This is a genomic window from Amycolatopsis sp. NPDC054798, from assembly GCF_053611505.1.
Genome location: NZ_JBSHAM010000070.1, coordinates 1,079 through 19,548 on the forward strand (window position 1 = coordinate 1,079; position 18,470 = coordinate 19,548).

An 18,470-nucleotide genomic window follows, 5' to 3' on the forward strand; every position below is an offset into this window, starting at 1 on the left:
CGGGCCGGGCGTTTCCCCCGGTCCCGTGTGGGCAACCCGGTGTAATGCTTTTCCCAGCTGGGCCCCCCACACGGACCTTCAGCCGGAGTCGAGCCCGGCAGCGAGCAGTTCGGCGAGATGGATGCCCTCGCGCCCGCCGCTGTCCAGCTCGTGCAGCTGGGTCCGGCAGCTGAACCCGTCGGCCAGCACCGCCGTCCGCCGGTCCGCTTGGCGAACCCGGGGCAGCAGCACGCGTTCCGCGCAAGCCTTGCTGACTTCCAGGTGTCCTCGTTCGAAACCGAAGTTCCCGGCGAGACCGCAACATCTCGAAGCGAGCCGTTCGACCTCCACTCCGGCGGCTTCCAGCAGCTTCCGGTCGGCGTCCCAGCCGAGGACGGCGTGCTGGTGGCAATGGACCTGGGCGAGCGCGTTCCCGGGAATCCGCGGCGGCCGGTAGCCGGGGGAGTGCCGGGTCAGCAGCTCGGCCAGCGTCACGGTCTGGTCCCGCAGCCGCCGGACGTCCTGGTCGCCGGGGAACAGTTCGGCCGCGTCGGAGCGGAACACCGCGGTGCAGCTGGGTTCCAGTCCGAGCACGAGCCCGCCGTCGCGCAGGTGCGGGGCCAGCGTGCGCACGGTGCGGGTGAGCACTCGCTTCGCGATTCCCAGCTGGCCGGTGGAAATCCAGGTCAGGCCACAGCACACGGACCGCTCGGGCAGCGTCACGCGCCAGCCCGCGTCTTCCAGCACCCGGACGGCAGCCTCGGCGACGTGCGGATGGAAGTACGAGGTGAAGGTGTCCGGCCACAGCAGCACCGTCCCGCGCGCGCCAGTGCCGGCGGGTTGATGCCGGGCGAACCACCGCGGCAGCGTTTTCGGCGCGAAGCGGGGGATTTCGCGGTCCTCGACTCCGGCGGCGAGCGTCGCGAACCGCGTTTTGCCCAGCAGATTCACCAATCGCGCGGTGCGCGTCTTGCCGACCAGCCGGGCGACGAGCGGAAGCCAGCCCATCGTGAAGTCCGAGCGCGGCCGTTTCCAGGGGCGGCCGGCATAGTGGTGGGCGAGGAATTCCGCCTTGTAGGTGGCCATGTCCACGTCGGCCGGGCAGTCCGATTTGCAGCCCTTGCAGGAAAGACACAGGTCCAGCGCGTCGCGGACCTCGGTCGAGCGCCAGCCGTCGGCGATGGGGCCGTCGCGGTGGCCGTCGAGCATCTCGAACAGCAGCCGGGCGCGGCCGCGCGTGGAGTGCTCCTCCTCGCGGGTGACCTGGTACGACGGGCACATCACGTCGCCGCTGTCCGAAGTGGACTGACGGCAGCGGCCCACCCCGACGCACCGGTTGGCGGCCTGGGAGAACGAGCCGCCGTCGTGCGGGAAGCGGAAGTACAGGTCCTGCGGCTCGGCGGGGGACCACGAGCCGCCGAGCCGCAGGTTTTCGTCCAGCGAGTACGGCGCGACGACCTTGCCGGGGTTCATCCGGTCCGCCGGGTCGAAGATCGCCTTGAGCTGGCCGAAAGCGGTGACCAGGGCGGTGCCGAACATCCGCGGCAGCAGTTCGCCGCGGCTCTGCCCGTCGCCGTGCTCGCCGGAGAACGAGCCGCCGAACTCCGCGACCAGGTCGGCGGCCCGTTCCATGAACCGCCGGTAGGTCGCGACGCCGGACGCGGTGTAGAGGTCGAACGGGATCCGCGTGTGCACGCAGCCCTGGCCGAAGTGGCCGTACAGGCTCGGGCCGGTTTCGTCGGCGTAGCCGAATTCCTCGTACAACGCGTCGAGCCGGCGGAGGTAGCTGCCGAGTTTTTCCGGCGCTACCGCGGAATCTTCCCAGCCCTCGAAGGTGTCCCGCTCGCCGGGGACGTGCGCGGTCGCGCCGAGCCCGGCCTCGCGGACCTGCCAGAGTTCGGCTTCTTTCGCGGGATCGTCGAGGAACGCGACGTCCGCATCGTCGATCGCGTCGAGCAAACCGCGCGCCTGCTTGTCGGCCTCTTCGAGCGATTGCCCGCCGAACTGGACCATCAGGAACGCCCGGCCGCGCGGAAGTTCCTCGCGCGCCTTTTCGTTGAGGTGCTTCAATCTTTCGTCGTAGAGAAGGCGGTGGTCGACGCCTTCGAGCGCGATCGGTTCGTGCGGCAGGATGTCCGGCACCGCGTCGGCGGCGGTCGCGATGTCCGGGTAGCCGAGCACGACCAGCGCCCGCCCGGGCAGCACCGGCACCAGCTTCAGCTCCGCGCGCAGGACGGTGACCAGGGTCGATTCGCTGCCGACGAGCAGTCCGGCGATGTCGAAGCCGTGTTCGGGCAGCAGCGAGTCGAGGTTGTAGCCGGACACCCGGCGCGGAATATCCGGGAAGCGGCGGCGGATCTCGTCGGCGTACTCGTCGCGCAGCCGCCGCAGCTGCCGGTAGATCGCGGCCCGGCGATCGCCGTGGTGCTCGATCTCGGCGTACTCTTCGTCGCTGGTTTTGCCGCACCAGAACCGGGTCCCGTCGGCCAGCAGCACTTCCAGGCGCACGACGTTGTCGACGACCTTGCCGGTGCGCTGGGCGGTCGCGCCGCAGGAGTTGTTGCCGATCATCCCGCCGAGGGTGCAGTTCATGTGCGTGGCGGGTTCGGGACCGAACCGGAGCCCGGTGTCGGCGAGCTGCCGGTTGAGGTCGTCCAGCACGATCCCCGGCTGCACGACGCAGGTGCGGCGTTCGGCGTCGACGGATTCCAGCTCGGAGCAGTATTTCGACCAGTCGAGTACGACGGCGGTGTTGGTGCACTGGCCGGCGAGGCTCGTCCCGCCGCCGCGCGAGAGCACCGGCGCGCCGAACTCCCTCGCCACGGCCAGTGCTTCGACGGCGTCGTCGGGGGAACGCGGCACGACGACGCCGAGCGGGATCTGGCGGAAATTGGACGCGTCGGTGGAGTAGGCGGCGCGGCTGCCGTCGTCGAAGCGGACCTCGCCCTCGATCCGCTCGCGCAGGGCCGCGGCAAGGGCGTCGGTGTCTATTTCGGCCGGCGGCGGCACGCGAACAACGGGGTCGGGGAGTTCGGCGGTGCTCATCAGCCCTCCTTGACCGCGTACTCGGCGGCGGCGTCGCTGTGCAGGCGCAGCCCGTGCCCGGCAACGGACATCGACGGCGCGACCCGGCCGCCGCTGGGGTCGAGGCCGCCGTAGAACAGCTCCCGTTCGATCCGGTCGTGGTCGGCGAACCATTCGATATGCCGGAAATTCGGGGTCGCCGCGGCCGCGTGCGCGGACAGATTCGGCGCGCAGTGCGCAGAAATTTCGCGGTTCGCCGCGGCGGCGAGAGCGGCGACGCGACGCCATTCCGTGTAGCCGCCGCACCGGGTCACGTCGACCTGGAGACAGTCGACGGAAGGCAGCATCCGGGCGAAATACGGCAGGTCGTAGCCGTACTCGCCGGCCGCGATGTCCGGTCCGTCCGGGCTGCGCAGCTGGGCGAGCCCGGGCAGGTCGTCGCTGGAAACCGGCTCCTCGAACCAGGTCACGCCGAACTCCCGCAAGGTGTCGGCGATCCGGCGGGCCCGGCCGACCGAGTAGCCGCCGTTCGCGTCGACGTACAGCGAGGCGTCGTCCCCGATCGTCTCCCGCGCCAGCCGGACCCGGCCGATGTCGCGGGCGACCGCGGATCCCCAGGACTCGCCGATCTTGATCTTCACGCGCGGGATGCGCTGGCGGCGGACCCAGTCTTCCAGCTGCGCGGCCAGTTCGTCGTCGCCCTGCGAGGTGAAGCCGCCGCTGCCGTACACCTCGACCTCGTCGTGCACCCGGCCGAGCATCCGGCTCAGCGGAACGTCGAGCAGCCGGGCGGCCGCGTCCCAGATCGCGATGTCCACAGCGGACAGTGCACAAGAGACCAGCCCGGCGCGGCCGAGGTTCCGGATCGCGTGCTGCATGGCGGTCCAGCACGCGGGCGGGTCCAGCACCGGCCGTCCCACGACCGCGGCGGCGAGCTTGCCTTCGATGAGCGGGGCACAGGAGAAATCGGCGTACGTCCAGCCGAGCCCGTCGGTGCCGCCGGCGCGCACCCTGGCCACGACGAGCGTCGTGGAGTCCCAGGCGAGCGTGCCGTCGGCCTCCGGCGAAGGAGTCGGCACCCGGTAGGCGCGCGCCTCGACCCGTTCGATGTGCGGGGCGGCGATGGTCACCGCGACCGCCCGGGCAAGAACTCCTGCAGCTTCGTCTTCGCGCCCTGGAACATCAGGTGGAACGCCTCCGGATCGCCCTTGAGCACCGATTCGGTCACCGACTTCATCTGCTCGAACGTCGCGTGCGGCGGGATCGGCGGAACCTCGGCGTCGCACCGGACGTCGAGCACGGCCGGCCGGTCCGCGGCGAAAGCGGTCTGCCACGCCGGAGCGAGGTCGCCTGGGTCGTCGACGTTGATTCCTTGCAGGCCGATGCTGCGCGCGAAACCGGCGTAGTCGATGTCCGGCAGCGACTGCGATTCCTCGAATTTCGGCGCGCCGCCCATCGCGCGCAGTTCCCAGGTGACCTGGTTGAGGTCGTTGTTGTGGAAGACGCAGACAATGCACCGCGGATCCGTCCACAACCCCTGGTAGCGGGCGATGGTGATCAGCTCGGCCAAGCCGTTCATCTGCATCGCGCCGTCGCCGACCAGCGCGATCGCCGGGCGGTCGGGATGCGCGAACTTGGCCCCGATCGCGTAAGGCACGCCAGGTCCCATCGTGGCGAGCGTGCCGGACAGCGTCGCCCGGATGTCGCCGCGGATCCGGAGATTGCGCGCGTACCAGTTGGTCGACGAGCCGGAATCGGCGGTGACCATCGCGTTGCCCGGGATCTGCTTCGACAGCTCGTGCACGATCCGCATCGGGTTGACCGGTTTCGCGTCCACCTCCGCCTGCTGGTCCATGGTGGTCCACCAGTCGGCGACGTTCTTCTCGATTTTCTCGCGCCACGAGCGGTTTTCGGTCCGGTTCAGCTTCGGCAGCAGGGCGCGCAGGGTCGCGGCGGCGTCGCCGACCAGATTGACCTCGGTGGGGTAGCGCATGCCGATGAACCGGCCGTCGAGGTCGATCTGCACCGCGCGCGCCTGGCCGAACTCCGGCAGGAACTGGCTGTAGGGGAAGTTGGAGCCGACGATCAGCAGCGTGTCGCAGTCGCGCATCATCTCGTAGCTCGGCCGGGTGCCGAGCAGCCCGATCGCGCCGGTCACGTACGGCAGGTCGTCGGCGAGGACGTCCTTGCCCAGCAAGGCTTTCGCCACTCCGGCCCCGGTGAGGTCCGCGACCTGGCGCACCTCTTCGGCCGCGCCGCGGGCGCCCTGCCCGACGAGGATCGCGACCTTCTCCCCGGCGTTGAGCACCTCGGCGGCTTCGCTGATCGCGGGTTCGGGCGGCACTGGATTCGGCCACGCGGTCCCGGGCGGGCTCGACGGCATCTGCTTGAACGCGTGCTGCGGCGGCTCGTACGGCTCCTCCTGCAGATCCGCCGGGATGATCAGCGCGGTCGGCGTGCGGGACGCCTGTGCGACCCGGAAAGCGCGGTCGAGCGCGTTGGGCAGCTGCTCGGGAACGTTCACCTCGATGCAGTACTCGTTCGCGACATCCCTGTACAGCGTCTGGAGTTCGACCTCCTGCTGGTAGCTTCCGCCCATCGCGGTGCGCGCGGTCTGCCCGACGATCGCGACGACCGGGACGTGGTCGAGTTTCGCGTCGTAGAGCCCGTTCAACAGATGGATCGCGCCCGGCCCGGACGTCGCCATGCACACGCCGACGGCCCCGCTGAACTTCGCGTAGCCGACCGCGGAGAAGGCGGCCATCTCCTCGTGCCGGGCCTGGACGAAGCGCGGCTGGTTGTCCGCTTTGCCGAAGGAGGCGACGAGACCGTTGATCCCGTCCCCGGGGTATGCGAACACCTGTTCCACGCCCCAGTCGCGCAGCCGCGAAAGCAGGTAGTCGCCGACGGTCTCGGTCATGACAAGTCCTCCCGTGCGTTGAGTTCTCCCCGGCTACCCGGCCCTCCGGGGCGTTACACGTCGCGCCGCAGCCCCTGCCGGGGTCCGGTCGCGTTGGTGGCGGTTTCCGCACCGTCGAGATGGCGCGCGGTATTGACGAGCCCGACCATGCTGAAGGCCTGCGGCATGTTCCCGAGCTGCCGCCCGGCGGCGATGTCGTACTCCTCGCTCAGCAGTCCGACGTCGTTGCGGACAGCCAGCATCTGCTCGAAAACCTCGACGGCTTCCTCGGTGCGGCCGGTGCCGTGCAAGGCGTCGGCGAGCCAGAAACTGCACGGCAGGAACGCGCCTTCGCCGCCTTGCAATTCGCCCTGCCCGGAGTCGGCGTCCGGATCGTAACGATGGACGAATCCGTCCCGCGAAAGCTCTTTCCGCACCGCGTCGACGGTTCCGCGCACCCGGGAGTCGCTTCCGGGAAGGAAGCCGACGCGGGGGATGAGCAGCAAAGCGGCGTCGAGACCGCGAGAACCGTAGAACTGGGTGAAAGTGTTGCGGTCGGCGTCGTAGCCCTCGCGGCAGACTTCCTCGTGGATGCGGTCGCGCAGCGCACGCCAGCGGCCGGCCGGTCCGTCGAGCCGGTGCCGCTCCACCGTCCGGACGGCGCGATCGACGCCCGCCCACGCCATCACCTTGGAATGCACGAAATGCCGCGGTTCGCCGCGTACTTCCCAGAGACTGCGGTCGGGTGCTTCCCAATGACTTTCGAGGAAATCCAGCAGTCCGCGCTGCAGGTCCCACGCCGGATGCGTCACCGGAAGCCCGGCTTCGCGGACGAGATGCAGGCCGTCGAGCGCTTCGCCCCAGACGTCGAGCTGGAGCTGGCCCGCGGCGGCGTTGCCGATCCGCACCGGGGACGAACCGGCATAACCGTCCAGCCAGTCCAGAGTGGACTCGGGGACCCGGCGGAAACCGTCGAGCCCGTACAGGACTTGAAGATCGGCCGGATCGCCCGCCGCCGCGCGGACCAGCCATTCGCGCCACGCCCTCGCCTCGTCGGGATAGCCGGTGCCGACCAGCGCTTGCAGGGTGAAGGTGGCGTCGCGCAGCCAGCAGTAGCGGTAGTCCCAGTTGCGTTCGCCGCCGAGTTTTTCCGGCAGCGACGTCGTCGGCGCGGCGAGAATGCCGCCGGTCGGCTCGTAGGTCAGCGCTTTCAAGGTGATCAGCGCGCGACGCACGGCGGCGGGCCACCGTCCGTCGTACTGGCAGCGGCCGATCCAGTCCGCCCAGAAGCGTTCGGTGTGCGCCAGCGCGTTCTCGGCGTCCGCGGGATCGGGGCGTTCGCGGTAGGAGGCGTGATAGGTCAGAACGAACGGAACCCGCTCGCCCTCGGCGACGGTGAACTCGGCGACGCCGTCGGCGGGCACCTCGACCGGTGTGGACAGCCGAACCGCGTCGGGGCCTGCTACTGCATCGAAACGGCCGTCGACGCGGCGGACCCACGGCCGCACCGAGCCGTAGTCGAACCGCGGCCGCAGGCAGGTCCGCATCGGCACCCGGCCGCGCCGCCCCTCGACGATCCGGACGAGATCAGCGGCCCCGTCCCGCGGCGGCATGAAGTCGAGCACCCGCACGGCGCCGTCGGCCGTCTCCCATTCGCTGGCCAGGATTAGGGAATCGCCGACGTAACCGCGGCGCGTCGCCGGTCCGCCGTCCGCGGGCCCGAGCTGCCAGACCCCCGCGCGTTCGTCGTGCAGAAGCGCGGCGAAGCACGCGGGGGAGTCGAACCGCGGCAGGCAGAGCCACTCGACAGCGCCTTCGCGCGACACCAGCGCCGCGGTGTGCAGGTCGCCGAGCAGGGCGTAGTCCTCGATCGGGCGCTGGTTCATCGCGGCGGAATCAGTCGCGGCCGAGCGCCTTCGCCAGTTCCTTCTTGTTCATCGTGGACCGGCCGTGGATGTTGCGCTTCTTCGCCTCGTTGTACAGCTGGTCCCGCGTCGGACCGCCGGGGCCGAGCCGCTTGCCGGAGCGGTGCCCGCCGCGCTTCTGCGGCGATTTGTCCTGTACCGAACTCTTGCTCGCACGGTCCGATTCGCCCGACTGCGCCCGGTTCTTGTTCACCGTGCGGGCGGCGATCTCCTTCGCGCGCTTCTTGCTCGCGCCGCGTTCCTCCTGCGACTCCTCGATGTGCTGGTACTGCCGTTCGCGTTTCGAACTCCAAGCCTGCTGCGGCATCCCAGTCTCCTTCCGCCGTTCTTGATCCCCGGGATTGCCCGCGCGGCGCGGGAGGAAACATCGCGGTTCGGCGCGCCGGGAACGGGTACCCGGCCGCGAGTGGGACGCGAACAGACTCTCGCCGGGCGGCTGCTGGCCGAGCACCTGGTCGCCGGCCGGCTCGAACCAGGGACCGAGATCGGCCTGCGGGTCGACCAGACGCTGACCCAGGACGCCACGGGCACGCTCGTGATGCAGGAGCTGGAGGCGCTCGGGCTCGACCGCGCGCGGACCGAGCTGAGCGTCCAGTACGTCGACCACAACCTGCTGCAGGCGGACGAGAAGAACGCCGAGGACCACGCGTATCTGCGCTCGGCCTGCCGCCGGTTCGGGCTGTGGTTCTCCAAAGCGGGCAACGGCGTTTCGCATCCGACGCACATGGAGCGCTTCGGCGTGCCCGGCAAGAGCCTCGCCGGGTCCGATTCGCACACCTGCGCGGCCGGGGCGCTGGGCATGCTCGCCGTCGGCGTCGGCGGGCTGGAGGTGGCGCTGGCCATCGCCGGGGAGCCGCTCTACCTGCGGATGCCGGAGATCTGGGGCGTCCGGCTGGAAGGCGAGCTGCCGCCGTGGGTGTCGGCCAAGGACATCGTGCTGGAGATGCTGCGCCGGCACGGCGTCAGCGGCGGACGGCACCGGATCGTCGAATACCACGGGCCGGGGCTGGCCTGCCTGCGCGCGATGGACCGGCACGTGATCGCGAACATGGGCGCCGAGCTGGGCGCGACCGCGACGGTGTTCCCCGCCGACGAAGCGATCCGCGCGTTCCTGCGGGCGGAAGGGCGCGAACACGACTTCCGCGACCTGCGGGCCGGACGCGACGCCTCCTACGACATCGAAGACGAGATCGATCTGTCCACTGTGGAGCCATTGGTGGCGAGGCCGTCGTCGCCGGGCAACGTGGTGCCGGTGCGGGAAGTGTCGGGGACTCCGGTGGCGCAGGTCGTGCTCGGTTCTTCGGCCAACCCCGGGTTCCGGGACTTCGCGGTCGCCGCGGCCACCGTCCGGGGCAGGCAGACGGCCGATTCGGTCAGCTTCGACGTCAATCCGACCTCGCGGCAGATCCTCGTCGAACTGGCCCGCAGCGGACATCTCACCGACCTCGTCGCGGCGGGGGCAAGGGTGCACCAGGCGGGCTGCCTCGGCTGCATCGGGATGGGCCAGGCCCCCGCTCCCGGCACGAACTCGCTGCGCACGTTCCCGCGCAACTTCCCCGGCCGGTCCGGCACTTCGGACGATTCGGTCTGGCTGTGCTCGCCGGAGACCGCCGCGGTGTCGGCGCTGACCGGCGTGCTGACCGATCCGCGCGACTACGCCACCGCCCACCATCTCGCGTACCCGCGCGTCTCCGGACCGGCCCGTTCGGCAGCCGACCCGCGCGTCTTCACCGCTCCGCTGCCCGAGGACGAAGCCTTGCAGGAGGAACTGGTGAAGGGCCCGAACGTGGCCGGGCTGCCGGACTTCGACCCGCTGCCGGACGAGATCGAGGGCCCGGTCCTGCTGAAGGCCGGGGACGACGTGTCGACCGACGAGATCTCGCCCGCGGGCGCCCGCGCGCTGCCGTACCGCTCGAACATCCCGAAACTGGCCGAGTTCACCTTCACCCGCATCGACGAGGACTACCCGAAGCGCGCTGCCGGCAGCCCGGCGCATTTCGTGGTCGCGGGGGAGAACTACGGCCAGGGTTCGTCGCGCGAGCACGCCGCGATCACCGCCCGGTACCTGGGTTTGCGCGCGGTGCTGGCGCGGTCGTTCGCCCGGATCCACTGGCAGAACCTGGTCAACTTCGGCGTGCTGCCGCTGGAATTCGCCGAACCGGACGACAGCGAGAAGATCCAGCGCGACGACGTGCTGTGCGTGTCCGGGCTCCACCGGCTGGCCGAGACGGCGGAGTTCGCCGTCCGCAATCAGACGCGGGGCGAGGAGTACCGGGTGCGGCATCAGTTGTCGCCGCGTCAGGTGGACATGGTGCTGGCTGGTGGGCGGATTCCGCAGTTGGCACGGGCGTTGAGCTGAGAAGTCCGTGAAGGGCTCCTTGAGGGAATCTGATTCCCTCAAGGAGCCCTTCACGGACTTGGGGCGGTTAGGACGCCTTCAGCGCGGCTTCCAGATCGGCGCGGGACATCTTCGACCGCCCCTTGACGTCGCGTTCCTTCGCCAGCTTCTGCAATTCCGTCTTGGACAGTTCGGACAGGTCCGGAGTGCGCGGCCGACGGCTCCCGCGCACGCTCTTGGCCAGCGCCTCCATGAGGTCGACCACCTTCGTCGGCTGCTCCGGCTCGGCGGCGGGCGTGACGGTGTTGCCCTCCCGCTTGGCTTCGATCAGCTCCTCCACCCGCTCGCGGTAGGTGTCGCGGAACTGGTCCGGCTCCCACGGCTCGGACATCGCGTCGATCAGCTTGACCGCGAGGTCCAGCTCCTTCTGGTTGGTCTTGGCCTTGGCCGGCAGTTGCGGCACGTCTTCCGCGCTGCGCATCTCGGCGGCGTAATGCAGCGTGTTGAGCACGATCACGCCGTCGCCTGCCCGGGCGAGCGCGAGGTGCTCGCGGCCGTGGAAGACGAACTTCGCGACGGCCGCTTTGTCCCGTTGGGACAGCGCGTCGAGCAGCAGCACGTACGGGCGCTGCGCTTCCTCCTTGGCGGGCGCGAGCCAGTAGGCGCGGTCGAAGTACATCGGGTCGACCTCGGCGAGGTCCACGAAGCTCTCCACCTCGAGCGAACGCGACCGGCCCGGCGCGATCTCGTCCAGTTCGTCCTGCTCGACCAGCACGTACTCGTCGTCGCCGACCTCCCGGCCGCGGACGATGTCGTCGTAGCTCACCTCGTCGCCGGTCCGCTCGTTCACCCGCCGGTAGCGGATGCGGTCCCGCGTGCCGCGCTGGAACTGCGTGAAGTGCACCGCGTGGTCCTCGACCGCCTTGTACATCCGCACCGGGACGTTGACCAGGCCGAACGACAGCGCACCCTGCCAGACCGGACGCATCGGCCCCTCCTTCCTCCCTGTGTTGCCCGCTGGGTACCCGATCCGGGCACCCGGCACACCGCGCCGGTGTAACCGCCGCGCTTTCGGGGTAGCTTCTGCTCCGATGCGCATAAAACCTCGCGGAAGCCAGTTCTTCCAGCTGCTCGCGGACGCGGCCGCGAACCTCGTCACCGCCACCGCGCTGCTGCGGGACCTCACCGAGGCCGCGCCCCCGGACCGGGAGGCGATCGCGGCGCGGCTGCACGAGATCGAGCACGCCGGCGACGACCTGACCCACACCATCATGGTCGAGCTGAACAGCACGTTCGTCACGCCGTTCGATCGCGAGGACATCCAGGCGCTGGCCGCGCGGATCGACGACGTGCTGGACTTTGTGGACACTGCCGCCGACCTCGCCGTCCTGTACCGGCTCAAGGAGTTCCCGCCTGGCACCGACGGAATGCTGCGGGTGCTGTGCCGCGCCGCGGAGCTGACGGCGGAATCGATGCCGGGGCTGGCGAAGGTCGGCGAACTGTCGCCGTACTGGATCGAGATCAACGCGCTGGAGAACGAGGCGGACCACACCTACCGGCGGATGCTCGCCGACCTGTTCCAGCCGGGGGCCGACGCGCTCGAAGTGCTCAAGGCGAAGGAGGTCGTCGAGCAGCTCGAACTGGCGGCCGACGGATTCGAGCACGTCGCGGACGTGGTGCAGACGATCGCGGTCAAGGAGTCCTGAGTGGACGGCACCGCCGCGCTGGTCGCCGTCGTGGTGCTGACGGTCTTTTTCGACTACACCAACGGTTTCCACGACGCCGCGAACGCGATCGCCAGCGCGGTCTCGACCCGGGCGCTCCCGCTGCGCACCGCGCTCGTGCTCGCCGCGGTGATGAACCTGGCCGGAGCCTTGCTGTCGACCGGCATCGCCGCGACCGTCGCCAAGGGGATCATCGACGTCCCGGCCGGTCCCGGCGCGCTGACCGTGGTGCTCGCCGCGCTGGTCGGCGCGATCGCCTGGAACCTGGTGACCTGGTATTTCGGGCTGCCGTCCTCGTCGTCGCATTCGCTGATCGGCGGCATGGTCGGAGCCGCGCTGGCCGCGGCGAGCACCGTGCACTGGACGGGCATCGTGGAGAAAGTCCTGGTGCCGATGGTCGCCTCGCCGCTGCTCGGGCTCGTCCTCGGCTACCTGGCGATGGTGGCGGCGCTCTGGTTGCTGCGGCGGCGGAACCCGCACCGCAGCGGCCGGGTGTTCCGGCGGCTGCAGATCGTGTCGGCCTCGGCGCTGGCGCTCGGGCACGGCCTGCAGGACGCGCAGAAGGGGATGGGCGTGCTCGTCCTGGCGCTGATCGCGGCGGGCAAACAGGACACGTTCGCGGTGCCGCTGTGGGTGACGCTCGTGTGCGCCGGGGCGCTGTCGCTCGGCACCTGCTCGGGCGGCCTGCGGATCATGCGGACGCTCGGGCGCCGGGTGTTCCCGCTCGATCCGCCGCACGGGTTCGTCGCGGAATCAGTGGGAGCTTCGGTGCTGTACTTGACCGCCTTCGCGGTGAAGGCCCCGATCTCGACCACGCACGTGATCACGGCGGCGGTGATGGGCGTCGGCGCGACGCGGCGGCTTTCGGCGGTGCGGTGGGGGATCGCACGGGACATCGTGCTGGGCTGGGTGCTCACGTTCCCGGCCGCGGCGGGGGTGGCGGCGCTGGTTTTCTGGCTTTTGTCGGCGCTGGGCTGAGGGCGCCGGTCACCAGGGCATCAGGTCATCAGGGAGAGGACTTCCTCGTCGCTGGTCGGGCTGAAGTCCGCATAGAACTCGCCGACCGCGCGGAACTCCTCCGGTTCCCGGAGACACACCACCTCGTCCGCCTCGCGGGCGAGCTTGTCCAGCGCGGACGGCGCGCCTACGGGAGCGGCGAAGACCAGCCGCAGCGGCGCGTACGGCCGGAGGGCCCGCAGCGCGGCGATCGCCGTCCCGCCGGTGGCCACGCCGTCGTCGACGACCACGACATCGTGTCCTGCCGGTGAATGCGGGACGCGGCTGCCGAGGTAACGACGGACCTGATCGCGGGCTTCGGCGCGGGCGTGGTCGACGAGGCGCGTGACGTCCTCCGGCACGAGCCCGAGCGCGCGAAGCCCGGCGCGGTCGAAGAACGGCGGCCCGTCCGCCGCTACGGCGCCGAGTCCGAGTTCCGGCTGCCCCGGGGCACCGATCTTGCGGGCGACCAGGAGTTCCAGCGGTGCGTCCAGCTCACGGGCAACGGGTGCGGCGACCGGCAGACCGCCGCGGGCGAGCCCGAAGACGACCGGGTCGGCCCACTCCCGCCAGGCCAGAGCGGCGGCAAGCCGGGCACCCGCGTCGGCGCGGTCGCGGAACGGTCTCACCGGCGGCCTTTCTTCGCACCCCAGCGGAACCGAGCGCCCTTCGCGGGCTTGCGGGCGCGGCGCACCACTTGCCCGGCGGCGAGGACGGCGGCGGTCAGCCCGGCCGCCACCGCGCCGTGGTGACGGCTCAGGACCGGCTGGAGGTCGTGCGCTTTCGCCTGCCGGTCGAACTCCCCGTGCGCGCCGTAGTCGAACCCGCGCGGGCCGTCCGCCGGTTCCCACAGGTTCGCGGGCTGGCTCGGCGGCTGGGGCTGCCTGGTTTGCTGCGCGCCGAAGCCGGTGCGGGCGAGGTACCGGTCGAGCAGGCCGGGAGCGACGGCGTTGGCCAGCAGCGTCGCGGCGGTGCTCGTGCCCGCCCAGTACTCGCGGCGGCGCGGGTGGTCGGCGGCGTGCAGCACCGCGCGGGCGGCGAGTTCGGGCTGGTAGATCGGCGGCACCGGCTGGGCGTGCTCGGGAAGCCGGGACAGCAGCCAGGAGAACTGCGGCGTGTTGACCGCGGGCAGCTGCACCATGGTCGTGCGGATTCCGCTGTGTTCGTGGAGAAGTTCGCAGCGCAGCGCCTCGTTGAAGCCCTGGATGGCGTGTTTGGCTCCGCAGTACGCGCTTTGCAGCGGGATCCCGCGATACGCCAGCGCCGAACCGACCTGGACGATCGTTCCGGAGTCCCGCGCTTTCATGCGGTGGAGGGCGGCCATCGTCCCGTGCACGAAACCGAGATAGGTCACCTCGGTGACCCGGCGGTATTCCTCGGGTTTGACGTCGGCGAACCGGGCGAACACCGAGCTGAACGCGACGTTGACCCAGACGTCGATCGGCCCGAGTTCCTCCTCGGCACGACTCGCGGCGGCGTCGACCTGGGCGAAATCGGCCACGTCCGCAGGCAGTTCGAGGGGAGTGCCCCCGGCTTCCCGGACGTCCTCCGCGGCGGCGGCGAGCCCCTTCTCTCCGCGAGCCAGCAGGGCCACCTTCGCGCCGCGGCTCCCGTAAGCACGCGCGACGGCCCGGCCCACTCCGGCGCTGGCCCCGGTCACGACTACGACGGACGGCATGGATTTCCTTTCCCCGGACCAGGAGTCCGGCGAGTCGGCGGACGCAGGCATTCCTGGCGGGCGACGTGCCCGCACACCGCGACCGCGGCCAGCACGAAACCGAGCAGCGCGAGCGGCACCTCCGGCGGAAAGACGATCCCGCAGGCCACAAGCCCCGCCGCGACGGCGGTCAGCGCCCAGCACGCCACCGGCCACGCCCGGCGAAGCGGCCACGCCGACTGGCCGAAGGCGCGCCGGACCCATAGCGCGTCGGTGGCGCGGAGCTCTCGCTCCATCGACCGCAGCGCCCGATGGGGTCCCGGCTGCCGGTGCGCGGCCATCGCCTGCTCCCTTCCGCCTGACCGACGGCGTACCCGCTGCGGGCCAGGCCAAACCGGGCCTGTGAAAGCGCCCCGTTTGCCGGCGAAGGCGAGGGGTAACCGGGCGGCGAGCGCACATCGTCGGAACGATCTCCGGAAGGGGTAGGAGAGATGAGCAGGCTGCTGGTCGACCCGGAAAGCGCGACTGTCCCGTGTGGACAGTGCGGCCGCGAGGCGGTGCACGTGGGCAGGCTGGTCCAGGAGGACGGGACGCCGGTCAGTCACGCGGTGGTGTGCACGGTCTGCCGCGCGCACCGGCCGGGACCGGGGCTGGGGGAGACGGGGGTGCCTCGGCTGGCTGTGCTTTCGCGGCCCGCTGGGGGCTGATCCGGGAGTGCCGGTCCGCGTGGGTGGCGGGTTCGGCAGGTGGAGTTCGGGCGCTTCCGGGCCGGGGCGGTGACCTGGCCCGGGAGCTGGCCTTTTGCGGCGAAAGGGCTTCTTGCCTCAGTCGACCCCGACCGCCGGAGATTGAGGCAGCGTGTGATGCCACGCGGCGAAATCCGGGCACCCCCGGGCCCGGGCAGTAGCCCGAACCCGGGAGCTTGACCTGGTGCGGCGAAAGGGGTTTTCGCCCGATCGACCCGGCCGCCGGAGATTGATACAGCATCCGCTACTGCATGCAGCAGCGGAATCCGTGCCCAGACTCTTCCCGGGCAGCGACCAGCAACCCCGCCCGGGAGCCGAACCCGGTCCAGCCGAAAGAACCCCTCTCACTCGATGCCGAGCACCGACTCCGCGGTCGTCCAGTTGGAGAGCATGGCGTGCTGCGCGTCGGAGAGAGTCGCCTTCCCCGCGCAGACCGCCTTCTTGACCGCGTTCTCGACGGAATCCTTGCTGTAGGAGTTCTGGTCGCCGTCGCGCGGTTCGGGCCAGAGGTTCTTCGGGTCCTTCGGCGCGCCACCGAGTTCGAGCGGTAGGAAATGGTCCTCTTCGTAGGAGCTGAGCGAGGTGTCGGAGTAGCCGTAGTCGATGATGCCCTGCTTCTTGAGCTTGTTGGTGTAGCTCGTCGACGGCCGGATGGTGGCCGTCCAGCCGGGGACGCAGATCGTGTCGTCGATGGTGTCCTGGGTGACGTCCGGGTTGGTCGCGCCGGGCGTGCACGACGGGTCGGGCAGCGGAAGGTAGGACTGCGAGCATTTCGCGGCGAAGGTGTGCGAGACGTCGGCGTGCGCGGCGGGTGCGATCAATGCGAGCGAACCGGCCAAAATGGCGGCCGGGACGGCGAAACGGGCAAGTCGGGACATGGAAATCTCCTCCTCGGGCACGGTCGCGCCAGCGTCCGCCGGGGGCGGGCGATCGCACTACCTACCTTCGAAGGAATGCGTGAAGAATTAACCGGGTGCTCAACTTCCCGGACGGCGAAATGCGCAAGATGGATCTAAATCCGCAGAGGGTGCTTTCCGGGCTGGGACGGGACGAACGGCCGGGAACCTCGTGATCCGCTGGCATTCGGTCGTCCGGTGTGGCGGCTCCGGATGTGTGCGAAGGTTCTTCGCAACCGTTTCCGGTCGGTTTTTATGCGCCTTCCGCAGAAACCGGAAAGAAAGCACTGAAATCGATTTCCGCTGCGCCGTTCGGCTGAAGGTTCCGGTATTCCCGTATCCATTCCCGGTCTCTGTGCGACCTTTTTTGTGAACATCGCCGGAATTGATCTTTTCGGGCGGAATTCCCGGGGGTGAGGAGATGGCCGAGCGGGAAGAACCGAGGTCCGGGGCGGGCCGCGGCGAGGGATCCGAAAGCGGCCCGGCGCGCGAAAACGCGCCTGCCGAACCGGAGATGGGGTACGAGATTCCGATCGGGATGCCGGTTCCGGCCGCCGAAATGGAGCGGCTGAAAGCGGCTGCCGAGCGGCACCGCGATCGGGAGGAGGCCGACGCCCCGGCACAGGCCGGCGACGAGGCCGCGGAGGAAGAGGGTGATCACCGTGATGCCTGACGCACAGGCGCCCGAGGGCCAAGCCGGCGAGACGACCGGCGGCGCGTCCCGGGAGATGGCGGACCTGACGGTCGGCGAGCTGCTCGCCGAACCCCCGTCGCCGGTCCGGTCGCCGTTGTTCGCGCAGCGGTTCCCGGTGCTGATCGAGGAGTACGACCAGCTCAAGACCGGCGCGCGCGAGCACGGCGCGGAAGCGCTCGCGGCCGAGGACGCGCTCGACGCGCAGCTCGACGAAGAAGCGGCGGCCGGATCTCCGGAGGAGAATCCGCCGGAGGACGAGTTCGCCGAGGGGCTGGCCCCGGCGGCGTCGGCGAGTTTCGAGGGGATTTCGCAGACCGCGTTCCGGCCGCCCGACTGCTCGGTCGCGGTCGGCCCGAAACAGGTGCTGGCGGCGGTCAACGTCGACCTGGTCGGGTACGACAAGACCGGCCTGCAGCAGTTCCGGTGGGCGAACTTCACCGCGATGTTCAACCCGGTGCTGCCCGCCGGGGCGCAGCTTTTCGACCCTAAACTGGCCTACGACCACTACAGCGGCCGGTGGATCGTCTGCATCGCCGCCCGGCGCGCGAACCCGCAGGGCTCCTGGATTCTGCTCGGCGTCTCGCAGACCAGCGACCCCGCGGGCGGGTACTGGATCTGGAGCACGGACGCGTCCACAGACGGCGCCACCGCCAGCGGCAACTGGTCGGACTACCCGATGCTCGGCTTCGACACCCAGGCGATCTACGTGTCCACCAACCAATTCGCCTTCGGCGGCGGGTTCGCCTACGCGAAACTGCGGATCTTCAACAAGGCGGAGCTGTACGGCGGCGGAGGCGGGGCGGGACACACGATCCGCTGGTGGGATTTCTGGGGCCTGAAGAACCCGGACCGGAGCGCCGCGTTCTCCGTGCAGCCGTGCTGCCATTTCCAGGGCGCCGGCGGGAATCCGCGGGCTTACCTGGTGAACTCGCTGTTCCCGTCCGGGTCGAGCCTCACGCTCTGGACGCTGTCGAACCCGCTGGCCCTGTGGTCCGGCGGCGCGCCGTCGCTCACGTCGGCGGCCGTTCCCTGCCGCAGCTACAACCTGCCGCCCGGCGCGGTGCAGAAGGACGGCGGGGCGACCCGGATCGCCACGAACGACACCCGGTTGCTCAACGCGGTTTTCCAATCCGCGGGCCGCACCCAGCGTTTGTGGACGACCCACACGTCCGCGTACAGCTGGCCGGGCGACACCGAGGCGCGGTCAGTGGTGCAGTGGTACGAGATCGACGTGCCCAGCCACGCGATCACGCAGCAGGGCGCGTTCGGCGCACCCGGCAAGCACTACTTCTTCCCGGTGATCCAGACCGACATTTCCCGCAACGCCCACGTGGCGTTCGGCCGGTCCGCGGCGGACGAGTACGGGCACCTCCGCCAGACCGGCCGCCTCGCCACCGACCCGCCGGGCGCGTTGCAGGGCAGCGCTTCGGTGATCGCCGGGCAGAGCGCCTACACCGGCGGCCGATGGGGCGACTACTTCGGCATCGGCCGGGACCCGTCGGATTCCCGGACCGTCTGGAGCTACGGCGAATACGCCGGAGCGGGCAACACCTGGCGGACCCGCCTCAACGCGGCGAAGTACTGAAAGGGAG

Annotated in this window: 16 protein-coding genes; 6 read left to right on the forward strand and 10 right to left on the reverse strand. The window is 70.3% G+C overall.

Translation table 11 applies throughout. The features are described from left to right. Positions 1-78: 78 nt before the first annotated feature. From ACWGIC_RS32795 to ACWGIC_RS32815, 5 genes are read right to left on the reverse strand one after another with little or no spacing between them, the layout of a single operon-like run. A complete protein-coding gene (locus tag ACWGIC_RS32795; protein WP_452079779.1) occupies positions 79-3,024 on the reverse strand; it encodes an FAD-binding and (Fe-S)-binding domain-containing protein in 2,946 nt (981 codons plus the stop codon). Next, on the reverse strand, positions 3,024-4,133 hold the full coding sequence (locus ACWGIC_RS32800; protein ID WP_452079780.1) for an enolase C-terminal domain-like protein: 1,110 nt from the start codon (positions 4,131-4,133) through the stop codon (positions 3,024-3,026). Before ACWGIC_RS32800 ends, ACWGIC_RS32795 begins: the two co-directional genes overlap by 1 nt. Beyond that, positions 4,130-5,923: a thiamine pyrophosphate-requiring protein gene (locus ACWGIC_RS32805; RefSeq protein ID WP_452079781.1), complete on the reverse strand. Its 1,794-nt coding sequence runs from the start codon at positions 5,921-5,923 to the stop codon at positions 4,130-4,132. The genes ACWGIC_RS32800 and ACWGIC_RS32805 overlap by 4 nt, the downstream gene beginning before the upstream one ends. Positions 5,924-5,976: 53 nt before the next feature. Beyond that, on the reverse strand, positions 5,977-7,788 hold the full coding sequence (locus ACWGIC_RS32810) for a glycoside hydrolase family 15 protein (RefSeq protein WP_452079782.1): 1,812 nt from the start codon (positions 7,786-7,788) through the stop codon (positions 5,977-5,979). Positions 7,789-7,798: 10 nt separating this feature from the next. Next, on the reverse strand, positions 7,799-8,134 hold the full coding sequence (locus tag ACWGIC_RS32815; protein WP_452079783.1) for a plasmid stabilization protein: 336 nt from the start codon (positions 8,132-8,134) through the stop codon (positions 7,799-7,801). A gap of 99 nt (positions 8,135-8,233) precedes the next feature. On the opposite strand from ACWGIC_RS32815, the gene ACWGIC_RS32820 reads away from it, so the two are divergent. Further along, positions 8,234-10,186 (forward strand): aconitate hydratase, encoded by a 1,953-nt coding sequence (locus tag ACWGIC_RS32820; protein WP_452079784.1) that lies wholly within the window; start codon positions 8,234-8,236, stop codon positions 10,184-10,186. A 67-nt stretch (positions 10,187-10,253) separates the two neighbouring features. Here ACWGIC_RS32820 and ku read toward each other — a convergent pair whose 3' ends face one another. Next, positions 10,254-11,153 carry a non-homologous end joining protein Ku gene (gene ku / locus ACWGIC_RS32825; RefSeq protein WP_452079785.1) on the reverse strand — a complete coding sequence of 300 codons (900 nt, stop codon included), beginning with the start codon at positions 11,151-11,153 and terminating at the stop codon, positions 10,254-10,256. 103 nt (positions 11,154-11,256) lie between these two features. On the opposite strand from ku, the gene ACWGIC_RS32830 reads away from it, so the two are divergent. Further along, complete coding sequence (locus ACWGIC_RS32830) at positions 11,257-11,871, forward strand: DUF47 domain-containing protein (RefSeq protein ID WP_452079786.1); 615 nt, start codon at positions 11,257-11,259, stop codon at positions 11,869-11,871. Next, the gene (locus ACWGIC_RS32835) at positions 11,872-12,867 is read left to right on the forward strand and encodes an anion permease (protein WP_452079787.1); all 996 of its coding nucleotides are present in this window, start codon (positions 11,872-11,874) and stop codon (positions 12,865-12,867) included. It begins immediately after the preceding gene. 20 nt (positions 12,868-12,887) lie between these two features. Here ACWGIC_RS32835 and ACWGIC_RS32840 read toward each other — a convergent pair whose 3' ends face one another. The 3 genes from ACWGIC_RS32840 to ACWGIC_RS32850 are packed head-to-tail and all read right to left on the reverse strand — an operon-like array spanning position 12,888 to position 14,883. After that, positions 12,888-13,514 carry a phosphoribosyltransferase gene (locus ACWGIC_RS32840; protein WP_452079788.1) on the reverse strand — a complete coding sequence of 209 codons (627 nt, stop codon included), beginning with the start codon at positions 13,512-13,514 and terminating at the stop codon, positions 12,888-12,890. Further along, entirely contained in the window at positions 13,511-14,563 is a 1,053-nt protein-coding gene (locus ACWGIC_RS32845; protein WP_452079789.1) for an SDR family oxidoreductase, read from the reverse strand. The genes ACWGIC_RS32840 and ACWGIC_RS32845 overlap by 4 nt, the downstream gene beginning before the upstream one ends. Then, the gene (locus ACWGIC_RS32850) at positions 14,548-14,883 is read right to left on the reverse strand and encodes a DUF3040 domain-containing protein (protein ID WP_452079790.1); all 336 of its coding nucleotides are present in this window, start codon (positions 14,881-14,883) and stop codon (positions 14,548-14,550) included. Before ACWGIC_RS32850 ends, ACWGIC_RS32845 begins: the two co-directional genes overlap by 16 nt. A 150-nt stretch (positions 14,884-15,033) precedes the next feature. On the opposite strand from ACWGIC_RS32850, the gene ACWGIC_RS32855 reads away from it, so the two are divergent. Next, positions 15,034-15,249, forward strand: a complete 216-nt coding sequence (locus ACWGIC_RS32855; RefSeq protein ID WP_452079791.1) for a hypothetical protein — start codon at positions 15,034-15,036, stop codon at positions 15,247-15,249. A gap of 383 nt (positions 15,250-15,632) precedes the next feature. Here ACWGIC_RS32855 and ACWGIC_RS32860 read toward each other — a convergent pair whose 3' ends face one another. Then, complete coding sequence (locus tag ACWGIC_RS32860) at positions 15,633-16,166, reverse strand: hypothetical protein (RefSeq protein WP_452079792.1); 534 nt, start codon at positions 16,164-16,166, stop codon at positions 15,633-15,635. A 439-nt stretch (positions 16,167-16,605) separates the two neighbouring features. Here ACWGIC_RS32860 and ACWGIC_RS32865 point away from each other — a divergent pair, with 439 nt between their 5' ends. Continuing rightward, positions 16,606-16,857, forward strand: a complete 252-nt coding sequence (locus tag ACWGIC_RS32865; RefSeq protein WP_452079793.1) for a hypothetical protein — start codon at positions 16,606-16,608, stop codon at positions 16,855-16,857. Beyond that, positions 16,850-18,463 carry a hypothetical protein gene (locus tag ACWGIC_RS32870; RefSeq protein WP_452079794.1) on the forward strand — a complete coding sequence of 538 codons (1,614 nt, stop codon included), beginning with the start codon at positions 16,850-16,852 and terminating at the stop codon, positions 18,461-18,463. Before ACWGIC_RS32865 ends, ACWGIC_RS32870 begins: the two co-directional genes overlap by 8 nt. Positions 18,464-18,470: the final 7 nt, after the last annotated feature.

Bases quoted from the DNA above. Each gene is read 5' to 3' on its own strand.
- ACWGIC_RS32865 (WP_452079793.1), top strand. From the start codon at position 16,606: ATGGCCGAGCGGGAAGAACCGAGGTCCGGGGCGGGCCGCGGCGAGGGA.
- ACWGIC_RS32795 (WP_452079779.1), bottom strand. From the start codon at position 3,024: ATGAGCACCGCCGAACTCCCCGACCCCGTTGTTCGCGTGCCGCCGCCG.
- ACWGIC_RS32870 (WP_452079794.1), top strand. From the start codon at position 16,850: ATGCCTGACGCACAGGCGCCCGAGGGCCAAGCCGGCGAGACGACCGGC.
- ACWGIC_RS32810 (WP_452079782.1), bottom strand. From the start codon at position 7,788: ATGAACCAGCGCCCGATCGAGGACTACGCCCTGCTCGGCGACCTGCAC.
- ACWGIC_RS32805 (WP_452079781.1), bottom strand. From the start codon at position 5,923: ATGACCGAGACCGTCGGCGACTACCTGCTTTCGCGGCTGCGCGACTGG.
- ku (WP_452079785.1), bottom strand. From the start codon at position 11,153: ATGCGTCCGGTCTGGCAGGGTGCGCTGTCGTTCGGCCTGGTCAACGTC.
- ACWGIC_RS32860 (WP_452079792.1), bottom strand. From the start codon at position 16,166: ATGTCCCGACTTGCCCGTTTCGCCGTCCCGGCCGCCATTTTGGCCGGT.
- ACWGIC_RS32845 (WP_452079789.1), bottom strand. From the start codon at position 14,563: ATGCCGTCCGTCGTAGTCGTGACCGGGGCCAGCGCCGGAGTGGGCCGG.
- ACWGIC_RS32855 (WP_452079791.1), top strand. From the start codon at position 15,034: ATGAGCAGGCTGCTGGTCGACCCGGAAAGCGCGACTGTCCCGTGTGGA.
- ACWGIC_RS32850 (WP_452079790.1), bottom strand. From the start codon at position 14,883: ATGGCCGCGCACCGGCAGCCGGGACCCCATCGGGCGCTGCGGTCGATG.
- ACWGIC_RS32815 (WP_452079783.1), bottom strand. From the start codon at position 8,134: ATGCCGCAGCAGGCTTGGAGTTCGAAACGCGAACGGCAGTACCAGCAC.
- ACWGIC_RS32830 (WP_452079786.1), top strand. From the start codon at position 11,257: ATGCGCATAAAACCTCGCGGAAGCCAGTTCTTCCAGCTGCTCGCGGAC.